At 69.0% G+C, this 12,947-nt stretch carries 13 protein-coding genes and 1 pseudogene; 8 read left to right on the top strand and 6 right to left on the bottom strand.

Translation table 11 applies throughout. The features are described from left to right. Together QK444_RS20865 and QK444_RS20860 are read right to left on the bottom strand one after the other, a co-directional pair. A pseudogene (locus tag QK444_RS20865) lies at window positions 1-275 on the bottom strand (hypothetical protein); the annotation flags it as partial. 178 nt (window positions 276-453) lie between these two features. Further along, window positions 454-957: a nuclear transport factor 2 family protein gene (locus tag QK444_RS20860; protein ID WP_282782812.1), complete on the bottom strand. Its 504-nt coding sequence runs from the start codon at window positions 955-957 to the stop codon at window positions 454-456. A gap of 120 nt (window positions 958-1,077) precedes the next feature. Here QK444_RS20860 and QK444_RS20855 point away from each other — a divergent pair, with 120 nt between their 5' ends. Further along, window positions 1,078-1,971 (top strand): LysR substrate-binding domain-containing protein, encoded by an 894-nt coding sequence (locus tag QK444_RS20855; protein ID WP_282782810.1) that lies wholly within the window; start codon window positions 1,078-1,080, stop codon window positions 1,969-1,971. Between the two features lie 122 nt (window positions 1,972-2,093). Here the strand turns inward: QK444_RS20855 and QK444_RS20850 are convergent, their stop codons facing one another. Both QK444_RS20850 and QK444_RS20845 read right to left on the bottom strand, forming a co-directional pair. Beyond that, window positions 2,094-2,702, bottom strand: coding sequence for an NAD-dependent epimerase/dehydratase family protein (locus tag QK444_RS20850; protein WP_282782808.1), 609 nt, complete (start codon window positions 2,700-2,702; stop codon window positions 2,094-2,096). A gap of 33 nt (window positions 2,703-2,735) precedes the next feature. After that, window positions 2,736-3,494 carry an enoyl-CoA hydratase-related protein gene (locus QK444_RS20845; protein ID WP_282782806.1) on the bottom strand — a complete coding sequence of 253 codons (759 nt, stop codon included), beginning with the start codon at window positions 3,492-3,494 and terminating at the stop codon, window positions 2,736-2,738. Window positions 3,495-3,609: 115 nt separating this feature from the next. On the opposite strand from QK444_RS20845, the gene QK444_RS20840 reads away from it, so the two are divergent. Then, window positions 3,610-4,281 (top strand): PadR family transcriptional regulator, encoded by a 672-nt coding sequence (locus QK444_RS20840; RefSeq protein WP_282782804.1) that lies wholly within the window; start codon window positions 3,610-3,612, stop codon window positions 4,279-4,281. Window positions 4,282-4,476: 195 nt separating this feature from the next. Then, window positions 4,477-5,682: an FAD-dependent monooxygenase gene (locus QK444_RS20835; protein WP_282782802.1), complete on the top strand. Its 1,206-nt coding sequence runs from the start codon at window positions 4,477-4,479 to the stop codon at window positions 5,680-5,682. An 83-nt stretch (window positions 5,683-5,765) separates the two neighbouring features. On the opposite strand, the gene QK444_RS20830 is transcribed toward QK444_RS20835, so the two are convergent. Further along, complete coding sequence (locus QK444_RS20830; protein WP_282782800.1) at window positions 5,766-7,793, bottom strand: MDR family MFS transporter; 2,028 nt, start codon at window positions 7,791-7,793, stop codon at window positions 5,766-5,768. Between the two features lie 61 nt (window positions 7,794-7,854). Then, window positions 7,855-8,520, bottom strand: a complete 666-nt coding sequence (locus QK444_RS20825; protein ID WP_282782798.1) for a TetR family transcriptional regulator — start codon at window positions 8,518-8,520, stop codon at window positions 7,855-7,857. Window positions 8,521-8,628: 108 nt separating this feature from the next. Here QK444_RS20825 and QK444_RS20820 point away from each other — a divergent pair, with 108 nt between their 5' ends. From QK444_RS20820 to QK444_RS20800, 5 genes are all read left to right on the top strand, one after another. Continuing rightward, window positions 8,629-9,486, top strand: coding sequence for a sigma-70 family RNA polymerase sigma factor (locus tag QK444_RS20820; protein ID WP_282782796.1), 858 nt, complete (start codon window positions 8,629-8,631; stop codon window positions 9,484-9,486). A 123-nt stretch (window positions 9,487-9,609) separates the two neighbouring features. Next, on the top strand, window positions 9,610-11,037 hold the full coding sequence (locus QK444_RS20815) for a lipase family protein (protein WP_282782794.1): 1,428 nt from the start codon (window positions 9,610-9,612) through the stop codon (window positions 11,035-11,037). Window positions 11,038-11,158: 121 nt separating this feature from the next. Continuing rightward, window positions 11,159-12,034, top strand: coding sequence for an oxidoreductase (locus QK444_RS20810; protein WP_282782792.1), 876 nt, complete (start codon window positions 11,159-11,161; stop codon window positions 12,032-12,034). Window positions 12,035-12,104: 70 nt separating this feature from the next. Next, complete coding sequence (locus tag QK444_RS20805; protein ID WP_282782790.1) at window positions 12,105-12,596, top strand: transcriptional regulator; 492 nt, start codon at window positions 12,105-12,107, stop codon at window positions 12,594-12,596. A 32-nt stretch (window positions 12,597-12,628) separates the two neighbouring features. Next, on the top strand, window positions 12,629-12,947 hold a 319-nt coding region (locus tag QK444_RS20800), incomplete at its 3' end, for a DUF3817 domain-containing protein (RefSeq protein WP_282782814.1).

Below are 12,947 nucleotides of genomic sequence, written 5' to 3'. Positions count from 1 at the left end.
GGGGCTGGAGCGGGCGGGGCCTCGGCGGACGAGCGGGCGGGTTCGACGGGGGCGGTCCGCGTCGCACTCGACGCCGGGGGCACGGTGCCCTCCTCGGTCCGACCGTGACTGCCCTCGAACCAGGTCAGCGGATTGCCGCCGAGGACGGCGAAGGTGAGCACCAGTGCCGCCGCGACCATGAGTCCGACGGCACGCGGCGGTACGGCACCGTTGGCGGACACGCCGAGCATGCCCTCGGTCTCCCGGGTGCCGCGCCCCTGCGTGCCGCCTGCCATTTGCTGAGACTCCCTCGGTTCCAAGCACCTGCTCCAGTAATCCGAAAAGCTCCTCCCCCAGACGCTACACAGATTTGCTGCGAGACAGTGGCAGCAGATCCCAAGGCTAATATTCCAGCTGAGTATCTATTGCATACGTTTGCGAGAAATTAGCGCAATAGCATTCGCCGAGCCGTGCTCACGCGCCGAAGATCGCGCGCGGATCGCCCTGGTACCAGACATTGTCGATGCGGATGCGCCGCAGCAGCCAGCGCCCGCCATCTCGCACCAGCTCGACGTCGTAGAGGTTCTTCAGCAGGGCGAAGGTGTCGTGCTCGACCGTGAGCAGGTGCTGCGCCTCCACCAGAGCGGTCAGGCGTGCGGTGTCATCGTCGACGACGATGCGCGGATTGGTGACCTGATGGGTGGTGTCCACGCGGCCGACGAAGCCGTCGAGGATGGTGGTGACGATGGCGTCGCGACCGGTCATGAGCGGGACGACGCCACCCCACGCCGCGGCGGCCGGCTGGAAGTCGAGTTCGGCGTCCGCGGCGAAGGCCGAGGCGAACAGCTCCTTGTCCTGGAGATCCTGGCCGAGGCCGAATCGGTACAGCGCATCCAGAATCTCGGCCCGGTCGGCGAGTTCACGAACGGCGGCCTCGGCGGTGCCGGCGGCGAGGGCGCGGGTCTCGGTGACGTACATGGTTCCTCCTGGTGGAGCGCTATCGGACTCCTACAACCTCGCTCGCCACGCGATCGGGAACAATGAGAACCTGCGCAATGATCATCAAGCTTGGATTAACGATCGAGGGGATCACCCGGCATGCTGGAGCGGCACGAACTCGAGACGTTCCTCGTCCTCGCCGAGGAGCTGCATTTCGGCCGCACCGCCGAACGGCTGCGCGTCACCACCGCGCGGGTGAGCCAGACCATCGCGAAAATGGAACGGCGACTGGGGGTTCCGCTGTTCGAGCGCAGCAGCCGCCGGGTGCGCACGACACCGGCCGGGCGGGAACTGTACGCCGAACTGCGCCCGGCCTGGGATCGCGTCACCGCCGCGGTGCGCCGCACCATGGACACCGGCCGCGGCCGCGCCGGCACCCTGGAGGTCGCCTTCGTGGACGCGGCGACCGGACAGCTGCTGGTGCGCGCCGCCGAACAGTTCCGCGCACGCCTGCCCGATGTCGCGGTGCGGCTGCGCGAAGCCCAACCGGCACAGGTGATCCCGTGGCTGCACGCGGGGGAGATCGATATGGCGCTGGATATGGTGCCGTTCCCGGCTGAGGGCATCACCGCCGGTCCCGACCTCGTCACCGAGGCGCGCCTGCTGGCGGTGCCGGCCGCCCACCCCTTCGCCGCCCGCACCGCGATCACCCTGGCCGAGCTGGCCCGGGTCACCGTATTGCGGCTGCCGCCCGAGATCCCCGCGGCCATCCGCGATATCCGCACTCCCCCGGCCACGCCCGCGGGCCATCCGATTCCGGCCGGACCCACCGCCGCCACCTACGGCGAACTGCTCACCCTGGTGGCCGCGGGGCAGGGCGTCTTCCCGATCGGGGCGCACGCACGCCGCTACAACGCCCGGCCCGACGTGGCGTTCGTTCCCATCCGCGACGCACCGCCGGTGCGCTGGGCGCTGCTGTGGCGTACCGCGGGCGAGAACGCCTCGGTTCGCGAATTCGCCCGCGCCGCCGCCGACCTCGCGCGGACCTCATGACTTCCTTCTACAACCTGCGGGCCGATGTCCCGGGGTTGCCGACCGAACCCGAGGCGGTAGTCGCACGCGTCGACGATCTCGCCCCTGGTCATGGGCCGGTCGCCTCCCGACGGTGCCGAGGCCTACTCGACGGGCTCGATATCGCGCGCCGAACCGTCGACGAGGCGGTAGACCCCCGGCGTGAGGTCGAGGGCGAGCAGACTGCGGTCGGCGGCCTCGGCGACGTGGATACGCGGATCGTCGGGCATGTCGTCGGGGTAATACGTTCCGGGACCGTAGAATTGGCCGTACCGCAACACCACCCCGTCGACCGCCAGCACCGCGTCCTCCAGGAACTCCGCGGCCCGCTGCCCCTCACCACCCAACTCCCACGCCACGCTCTGGGCGATGACGCGCGGCGCTCCGGCCGCGGCGGCGGCCGCCAGCAGATTGCGGGTGCCCTCGACGCGAATCCGCGCGTTCGCACCGCGCCCCTCGGCGATCCGGGCCGGATCGTCGGGCAGATCGGTGAGCTGGTGCATGATCAGGTCCGGAGCGTAGGCGACGACGGCATCGGTCAATGCCGCGGCGTCGTACACATCGCAGACCACCGGTTCCGCGCCCGCGGCGCGCACACCGGCCGCCTTGTCCGCCGACCGCGTCATACCCGCCACCTGATATCCCGCCGCGATGAGCAGCGGCACCAGCCGACCACCGAGGACGCCGGTCGCGCCCGCCAGGAAGATGCGCATGTCACCGACCCTAGGGGACGTGAGGACCGATGATCACTCCGGCCAGACCGGCGGACGCTTCTCCAGGAAGGCGGTCATGCCCTCCTTGGCGGCGGGGAGCTGCGATGCCTGGGCCATGGCCTCGAGCGCGATGTCGTAGGCGTCCGCCTCCGGGCGGTCCAACTGCGCGTAGACGGTGCGCTTGCCCAGCGCCTTGCTGGCGCGGCTGCCCCGGGTGGCGCGGGCCAGCAGTTCGTCCACGGCGGCGTCCAGATCCGCGAGCGGCACCGCGCGGTTGATCAGGCCCCATTCGGCGGCAGTGGCGGCGTCGACGGGGTCGCCGGTGAGGACGAGTTCCATGAAGCGTTTGCGGCCGACCGAGCGGGCGACCGGTACCGCCGGGGTGTGGCAGAACCAGCCGCCCTTGCCGCCGGGCAGGGCGAAGGCGGCGGTGTCGGCGGCGATGGCGAGGTCGCAGGAGGCCACCAGTTGGCAGCCCGCCGCGGTGGCCAGCGCGTGCACGCGGGCGATCACCACCTGGGGGACGCTCTGCACGGTGCGCATGAGCTCGGTGCACAGGTGCAGCAGTTCCCGCACACCCTCGAGGTCGCGCGTCGCCACATCGGCGAAATCGTGCCCGGCCGAGAACACCGGGCCCTCGGCGGCCAGCACGATGCCGGTGGCATCCGACTCGCCCGCCGCCCGGAAGGCCGTCAGCAACTCCTCCAGGTGCTGGTGGGACAGGGCGTTGCGCTTGGCCGGGCGGTTCATGGTGATGCGGAGGGTGGATCCGGATCGCTGCACGTCAACCATGCCTTCGCAGGCTACCGGAGCGGGGGTGCGAGCCGCCGGAAAAGCCGAATCGGGGATTGCTTGCCGATGAATACTCGTAGGCGTATATTCGTCTACGAGTAAGGAGGTGAACGGGATGGCCCGCAAACGCAAGGTCGGCAATCTGCTCGCCCTCGGCGTGCTGTCGGTCCTGGTCGAGCGGCCCATGCACCGCTACGAGATCGCCGCCACGCTCGAGGCCCGCGGCAAGGACCGGGATATGGCGATCAAATGGGGATCGCTGTACACCGTCGTCGGAAATCTGGCGAAGCACGGCTTCCTCGAGGTCGTGGGCAGCGAGCGCGACGGCGCCCGCCCCGAACGCGTCATCTATCGCATCACCGCGGCCGGACGCGCCGAACTCGCCGACTGGACCCGTGAACTCATCGCCGACCCACAGCCCGAGCCGCGCCGCTTCGTGGCCGGGCTCTCCGTCATGTCGGGACTGGCTCCGGACGAGGTGATCGAACTGCTGGGGCAACGCCTCACCAAGCTGGAGGCCGAGATCACCTCCGGCCGTGCGCAATTGGCCGACCTCGACGGCACCCTGCCGCGACTCTTCCTGGTCGAGAACGATTTCGAGTTGGCCATGCTGGAGGCCGAGGCGGCCTGGGTGCGCGCCCTGCGCGACTCCTTCGCCGACGGCAGCTTTCCCGAGGTGGAGCTGTGGCGGCGCTGGTACGGCGAGGGCGCCTCCCCCGCCGACATCACGGCCGAGGTGAACGACCGGATCGAGAAGGGAGCGCCGACCAGGCCCGACACGAACTGAACGATACGTCCGGGGCGAACGCCCCTGATACCGACCGAGCCCCGACGAGGTGCGGCAACACCTGCGTCGAGGCCCGGGTAACACCGTCTCGAACCGACCCGTACGGGTGAAACCGGATCCGAGTTTGGCAACCACAGGATAACCGGGTTCACCTGGCATGAGCCGGTTCGGGTAGACACACCCGAGGAGAAACCCATGTCCCCCATTCGCACCGCCATCGTCATCGGCGGCGGCATCTCCGGCCCGGTAGCCGCGACCGCGCTCCGCAGGGCGGGTATCGACGCCCGCGTCTTCGAGGCGTATCCGGGTCCGGCCTACGGCATCGGCTCGGTGCTGGCCTTGGCCCCCAATGGGCTGGCCGCGCTGGACATCATCGGCGGAGGTGATGCCGTACGCGCGGTGTCGGCACCCATCCGGCACCAGCTCATGAGCGTCGGCGGCCGACGGGTGGCCGCACCGTCGCTCACCGATGTGGAACCGCTGCACCTGGTCGAACGCTCGACCCTGCACCGCGTGCTGCACGACAACGCGGTCGCCGCCGGGGTCCCGTTCGAATACGGCAGGCGGCTCACCGATGTCGAGGAGCATGCCGATGGAGTCACCGCGATCTTCGCCGACGGCACCACCGCCACCGCCGATGTGCTGATCGGAGCCGACGGAATTCGCTCCACCGTGCGCGGGCTCATTGATCCGAACGCGCCCGGTCCGAGATTCCTGCGGATGCTCGGCTTCGGCGCGGCCACCACCTGCCCGGTCGAGGTGCCGCCCGAGACCATGGTCTTCGCGTTCGGCGCGCAGGCGTACTACCTGTACTGGGCACTGCCCGACGGTCGCGTCGGGTGGGGCGCGAATCTGCCGCACGACCAGTATCTGTCCTTGACCGAGGCCCGCTCCGTGCCCGCCGACCGATGGCTGCGGACCCTGCGGGAGACCTACGCCGCGGACGATGCGGGTGCGGAACTGGCCGCGGCTACCACCCCCGAGCAACTGGAGGTGGCCGGCGCACTGCACATCATGCCGTCGGTGCCGCACTGGCATCGCGGCCGGATGGTACTCAGCGGCGACGCGGTCCACGCGCCGAGCAACACCTCCGGGCAGGGCGCGTCACTGGCCATCGAGAGCGCGCTCGAACTGGCCCGTTGCCTGCGCGACATCGACGATCCGACAACGGCTTTCACCACCTACGAGGCCATGCGCCGCCCCCGGGTGGAAGGCGTGGCGGCCCGGGTGGCGCGGATGAACCGAACCAAGGCGGCAGGGCCGATCGCCCGGCGGGCCATGTATCTGTTGCTGCCGCTCGTGGTGAAGATGATGGATCCGGAGAAGACTCTCGGACCCGAACAACGGTTCCGGATCGATTGGGACGCGCCGGTGCGCCCCGTCGCGGCGGCAGCCGGATGATCGAGGGCTCTCACCGCCGTCGGACCTGAACGCTGAAAGCAGTGCTGCCGTGGCCCTTTCCGTCAGGGTCACGGCCGCGTGCGCTAGGTCTTCAGCGGCAATACATCCGGGCGGTCGGCCTCGTCCAGCAGTTTCGTGGCGATATTGTCCAAGGCCCGGTCCAGCAGGGCGCGATCGTCGGGGTCGCTGAGATTCCAATCCACCAGTTGGGTGTCGAGCCAGGCGCGCCACGCCCCTTTGATCCGCTCGGCTTCGATCCGACCGGTGTCGGTGAGGGTCAGCCGGTCGCCATCGATCTCGAGCTGGCCGTGCCGTCGCGCCCGCTCGTACAGCGGGGCGATCACTTCCGGCGGGATCCAGTGCGTGCGAGCGATATCCGTGAGCGTCGCCGCTCCGCGCAGCCGCTCGTACAGCCGGACCTGTCCCAGCGCCCACGCCTCGTCCGGGGTGAGCGAACTACCCGCCGCGGCCGCGATCCGCGGTGCGGGGACGGCGTCGTCGCGCAGGCCGCGGATCACCCGCGCGACGGCGTTCTCCAACTGCACCAGGCGATCCGGGGAGTCCGGCACCGAGAAGCCGCCGCCCACATCCGATGCCTCGGCGCGCACGCTGTCGCGCAGCGGAACCTGTTTGAGGAACCACGCCACCAGGAAGCCGAGCACCGCCACCGGCACCACCCAGCGGAACACGTAGCCGATGGATTCGGCGTAGGCGTGCACGATCGGCGCGATCTCGGTGAACAGCAGCCGCCACAGCGCCTCGGGATTCGAAGCGACCTGCGGGGAAACGACTTTCGCCTCCTCCAGCGCCGCCGCCAGGTTCGGGGTGAGCTGATTGGTGTACAGGGTGCCGAACACCGTGGTGCCGAAGGCGCTGCCGATGGTCCGGAAGAAGGTCACCCCGGAGGTGGCGGTGCCCAGATCGGCGTACGGCACGGTGTTCTGCACGACGATGGTGAGCACCTGCATGGTCAGGCCGATGCCCAGACCCAGGATCATCATGTACGCCGACTGCTCCCAGAACCCGGTGTTCTCGTCCATCGTCGACATGAGGAACAGGCCGACCGCCATCACCGCGGTGCCGAGGATGGGAAAGATCTTGTACGTGCCGGTGCGGCCGACCACCACACCCGAGAGGATCGAGGTGGCGAAGAGGCCGATCACCAGTGGCAGCGTGCGCAGTCCGGACGCGGTGGCCGAAACGCCCATGACGTACTGGAGGAAGGCGGGCAGGAAGGTCATCGCGCCGAGCATGGCGAAACCCACGATGAAGCTCAGCACCGAGCACACGGTGAAGACATTGCCGCGGAACAGGTGCATGGGCAGCATCGGCTCCTCGGCCCGCAACTCCACCGCGACGAAGGCCGCCAGCGCCACCGCCGCACCGACGAACAGGCCGATGATGGTGGGCGATCCCCACGCGTATTCCTGTCCGCCCCATTCCAATCCGAGGATCAGGCAGGTGACGCCGATGGCGACCAGCGCGATGCCGAGATAGTCGACGATCGGTTTCACCTCGGCGCGCAGCGTCGGAATGAAGCGCGCGGCCATGAGGATCATGAGCACGGCCAGCGGCACGTTCACGTAGAAGCACCACCGCCAGCTCAGATGGTCGGTGAACAGGCCGCCCAGTGTCGGGCCGAGCACCGTGGTCAGGCCGAAGACCGCACCCAGCGCGCCCTGGTACTTGCCGCGTTCGCGCAGCGGGATCACATCGGCGACGAGGGCCATGGAGGTGACCATGAGCCCACCCGCGCCGACGCCCTGGATGCCGCGCGCCACGATGAGCAGGGTCATGTCCTGCGCCATGCCGGCGACGATGGAGCCGAGGATGAAGATCGCGCCGCTCACCTGGAATACCAGCTTGCGGCCGAACAGGTCGCCGAACTTGCCCGCCAACGCGGTCGCGATGGCCTCGGTCACCAGGTAGGCGGTCACCACCCAGGCCATATGGCCCGCGCCGCCCAGGTCGGCGACGATGGTGGGCAGGGCGGTGGACACGATGGTCTGGTCCAGCGCCGCCATGAGCATGCCGAGCACCACCGTCGCGAAGACGAGGTGCACACCGGCTCGGCTCACGGACGGGGGCGCGGCCACGCTGGCACCGGTCATCGGCCCAGTATCCGAGGCGGCGCGACCGATCTACAGCAACGACACGGCTAATACACCGGTATCAGGCGGCGCGTACGGCGTAGTTCCCCAGCGACGGTTCCAGCAGATCGAAGGCGGTGCCGATACAGCCGAGGATCGCGGTGGCGACAGTGTCGTCGTCCTCACCGGATAGCGTGCGGCGCAAGGTTTCTTCGAACAGTGCCCGGTGCACGCCGCCGAGTTGAGCGGCGGCGATCCGCGGTGTGATGTCGACCGCGCCGTCCACGCCGGTCTCCGCGGCCAAGGTCTCGGCGAGGGCGCGCTCGCGCTCCTCGTGAAATTCCCGCAACCGAGCCACCAGGGCCGGGCTGCCGGTGATGAGGCGGGCGAACTCCAGGCCGGAGAAGCCGACCACCGGGTTCCGGGCGGCGGCGTCGGCGAGGTAGGCGCGACGCAGCGCGGCCAGGGCGGATTCACCCGCGCGCCGCTCCAGCACGGTGCGGGCGAGTCCGCTCACGAACTCGTCGTGCAGATCCAGGACGAGGTCTTCCTTGCGGGGGAAGTAGTTGGTGACGGTCATCTTCGCGACGTCGGCCGCCGCGGCGATCTCGGCGATGGTCACCGGGTCGAAGCCGCGTTCCAGGAACAGCCGGGTGGCGGTATCGGAGATGTTCTGCCTGGTCTGCAGCTTCTTGCGCTCCCGAAGGCCGAGCGGGGCCGCCGTCGGAGTCGAAGTCCGTGTGCTCATACCGACCAGCATATCCGATCTCGTCATAAATTCGAGGTTGACATATTTTTAGGTCTGATCTAACTTTGTTCCGTCACCACCACACGGCGGCCGAACCGGAGGCAACGCATGAAACACAGCACCGCGATCACCGTCAGCATCGATCCGGTCAAGGACTACCTGCGCGCCATCGGCCGCACGGCCCTGCTCACCGCCGAACAGGAGTACGAGTTGGGTGCGCGCATCGCACGGGGCGGTCCCGACGGCCGCCGCGCGGCGGACCACATGGTGCGGGCCAATCTGCGGCTCGTGGTCTCCATCGCCAAGCACTATCCGGTTCCGGCCGGATGGTCGCTGCTGGATCTCGTCCAGGAGGGCACACTCGGACTGATGCGGGCGGTCGAGAAGTTCGAACACGAACGGGGACTGAAGTTCTCGACCTACGCGACCTGGTGGATCAAGCAGTCCATCGGGCGTGCGCTGGCCGACCGCAGCCGCACCATCCGACTGCCGGGGCACGTCTCGGAGGTGCTCAACCGGGTGGTGCGCACCGGGCGGGCACTGTCGCAGCAGCTCGGGCGCGAGGCCACCGCGGCGGAGATCGCGGCCGAACTCGAACTGGAACCCGAGCGGGTGCGTGAGCTCATGCGCCAAGGGCGAGAACCGATTTCGCTGCACACGCCGGTGGGCGAGGATGATGCGGAGTTGGGTGCGCTCATCGCCGACCAGGCCCCGGATCTGTCGGAGACCGTCACCTCGGGCGCCCTGCGCGAGCAACTGGCCAAGGCGCTGCGGACGCTGCCCGAGCGGGAGGCGCAGGTGCTCGCGCTGCGGTACGGGCTCGACACCGGTGAACCGCGCACCCTGGAGGAGGTCGGCCGAATCTTCGGGGTGTCGCGGGAACGAGTGCGGCAGATCGAGGCCAAGGCGATGCGAACCCTGCGACAGCCGGGACGCAGCGCACTGCTCGCGGATCTGCTGGGATAGGTCACACCCGTCTGGGTCACGTCATGACCAGGCGCTCTTGTGACCCGCGTCATGGCTGGTGCATACTCGAAACCACTTTTGAGACCAGGCGGACTCACATGAGCCCGCTCAGAGAGGTTCACCGTGGCACCACTCCGCATTCGCGCATCGAAAACGCTGGTCGCCGTCGCCGCCATCGCGGCGGCGCTGCCGCTGGCACTGTCCGGGACGGCGGCGGCCGACCCCGTCCCGGACCCGCCAGCCCAGCCGGTCGAGGTTCCGGTCCGTCCGGCTCTGCCCTTCCCGCAGCTACCGCTGCCGCCCGGCTTCGATCCGGACTTCTACCGGCCCGCACCCGAGACCTATCGCGACAAACAACCCGGCGACATCATCGCGGCCCGACAGGTCAACCTCGCCAACCTGTCGTTCCTGCCGGTGAACATCGACGCCTGGCAGCTGTCCTACCGGTCCAGCGATTCGCGCGGCGAACCGATCGCGGCCGTGGCGACCGTGATGAAGCCGCGCGGCCACGTCGCCGACCGGCCGCTGTTCTCGTATCAGATCGCCGAGGACTCCACCGGCAACTACTGCATGCCCTCCTATCAGCTGCAAATGGGTTCGGTGCCCGCGCCGATCACCGGCTCACTGCTGGTGCCCGCGCAGTTCCTGGAGGTGCAGGCCGCGCTGGCGCAGGGCTGGGCCGCCGTGGTGCCGGATCACCAGGGTCCCGATTCCGCCTATGCGGCAGGCCCTTTGGCGGCGCACATCACCCTCGACGGCATTCGGGCGGCGCAACGATTCGCGCCCATGGAGTTGCCGGGGACGGCGACCCGGGTCGGGCTCATGGGATACTCCGGCGGAGCCATCGCCACCGGACACGCCGCGGAATCACAGGCCGCCTACGCACCGGAGCTGAATGTGGTCGGCGCGGCCTACGGCGGCGTGCCGGCCGATCTGGCGGCGGCGCTGCGACTGGCCAACGGGAATCTGTCCTCCGGACTCATCCTGGCGGCCGTGCTGGGACTGTCACGGGAGTATCCGCAGCTGGCGAATTTCCTGGAGCGGCACATGAATCCGCTCGGGCGCGGGCTGCTGGCGATCAAGGATCAGCTGTGCGCGAGCTACCAGTCCTACCTGCTGCCGTTCGCGAACAATCTCGGCATGCTCGACGCCGATCCCTTCCAGGACCCGGGGGTGCTCGAGGTGCTCGACCGCACGCGGATGGGGCAGGCCGTTCCGAACATGCCGGTGTACCTGTACCAGGCCAATATGGACTGGCTCATCCCGGTCGGCCCGGTGAACGAGTTGGTGGACACCTACTGCGTCGACCCGAACGCCAGTGTCGAGTACACCCGCGATCACTTCAGCGAACACCTGACCCTCGACCCCATCGCCGCGCCCCGCGCCCTGCTCTGGCTGAAGGACCGCTTCGCCGGACTCCCGGCCGACTCCGGATGCCGGACCACCGATGTCGGTTCCATGACCCTCGACCCGGTCACCTGGCAGGTCTGGGGCGAGACCGTCGGCACCACCCTGGCGGCCGCCTTCGGCCAGCCCATCGGCAGCCGCTGACCGGCCGCCGCGCCGAAATTGGCGGGTATCGTCTACCCCTGGAACTTACTCTGAAGTAAGGTCGAGTGCGGGGCCGCCGTCTGCGGCTCCGCACCGAACCGGAACCAGTGAGGTCTGACCCATGGCGTGGAAGCCCAGCGAGATCCCGGACCAGTCCGGACGCACTGTCGTGATCACCGGAGCCAATGGCGGCATCGGCGAGCAGACCACCACGGTCCTCGCGAGCAAGGGTGCCACAGTCGTCATGGCCTGTCGCAATACCGCCAAGGCGCAGGAGATCGCCGACCGCATCCCCGGCGATGTGCGGGTGGCCGAACTGGATCTGGCCGACCTGGGTTCGGTGCGCCGCTTCGCCGACAGCAGCGGCGAATTCGACGTGCTCATCAATAACGCGGGCCTGATGAACATTCCGTTCTCGCGCACCCGGGACGGGTTCGAAACCCAGTGGGGCGTCAATCATCTCGGGCACTTCGCACTGACCGGGCTGCTGCTGGACCGGATCGGCGACCGGGTGGTCACGCTGGCCTCCATCGCGCACCGGCAGACCCCCAAGCTGTGGATCGACGATCTCAACTATGAGCACCGCCGCTACCAGCGCAACCTCGCCTACGCGCAGTCCAAGCTGTCGAACCTCATGTTCGCCCGCGAACTGCAACGCCGCCTGAGCGAATCCGGCTCCGCCAAGCGCTCCTACGGCGTGCACCCCGGCGTCTCGGCCACCGATCTGTTCGCGCGCACCGAGACCCCCTTGGACAAGATCTCCAAGCCCTTCGTCCGCATGATCGGCCACTCCCCCGCCCGCGCCGCGCACTCCTCCCTCTTCGCGGCCACCATGCCCGACGCCGACCCCACCGTGTACTGGGGTCCGACTCGGCTGTTCGGCAGCCAGGGGCCGGTCGAGCCCTCCCCTTCCAGCCACCTGTCGCAGAATCGGGAACTCTGGAAGCGGCTGTGGGAGGAGTCCGAGCGCCGCACCGGCGTCACCTACAAGTTCTGATCCCGAGCGCGGTGTCCGCCGCGCCACCTGCCTACTACGGGGTGCGTAGTAGGCGGGTACCGTGGAGGGCGTGTCCGCTCCCCACCGCCGCCCGGCGCTCATCATCCTGGTGGTCGTGACGGCCGTGGCCTGTCTTGGGCTCGGCTACTGGCAGTGGACGCGATTCGAGTCCGGCAACGGCACCGCGCAGAATCTCGGTTACGCCCTGCAGTGGCCGCTGTTCGCCGGGTTCGCGCTGTGGGCGTATTTCCGCTTCGTGCGGTTGGAACGCGACGCCGAAGCCGGGTCCGAGACCGACGACCGAACCGAGCCGACGCCGCAGACCGAGACCACCGATGAACGCGGCGGTATCCGGGGCGTCCTGGCGACGTGGCGCGCCGGGCGGTCCGGACCGCGCGAGATACCGGCGGGCCTGCTGCCGGAGCGCCCCACCGCCGCCCGCGACGAGGACCCCGTCCTCGCCGAATACAACCAGTACCTGGCCGACCTGCACGCCCGCGATATCGAGGAGCAGATGCGCGGTGCGGGCATGCGCCCCGACACCGAGAGGAGCGCCGGGTGAGCACCCGCGACAACTCCGCCGATACCCCCACCCTGGCGCCCCGCCCCGCCGGAGCCGCGGCACCCGAGAAGATCCGCGGCGCGCTGCTGCGCTACCGGGTACTGGCCTGGATCACCGGCCTGTGGCTGCTGGTCCTCACCGGCGAGATGGTCTACAAGTACGTGCTGCTCGAGGACTCGAGCACCGCACCCGAGTGGCTGTTCTACATCGGCCAGATCCACGGCATCTTCTACATGCTCTACCTGGTGTTCACCATCGACCTCGGCATCAAGGCGCGCTGGCAGCCCATGACCACCTTCGCCACCGCGCTCGCGGGCACCATCCCGTTCCTCTCCTTCGTCTTCGAGCACA

Origin of the sequence: Nocardia sp. CC201C (assembly GCF_030010695.1) — a bacterium.
Classification (GTDB): domain Bacteria; phylum Actinomycetota; class Actinomycetes; order Mycobacteriales; family Mycobacteriaceae; genus Nocardia; species Nocardia otitidiscaviarum.
Note: the sequence above shows the minus strand (reverse complement) of the source record. Positions and strands in the feature narration are given on the sequence as shown.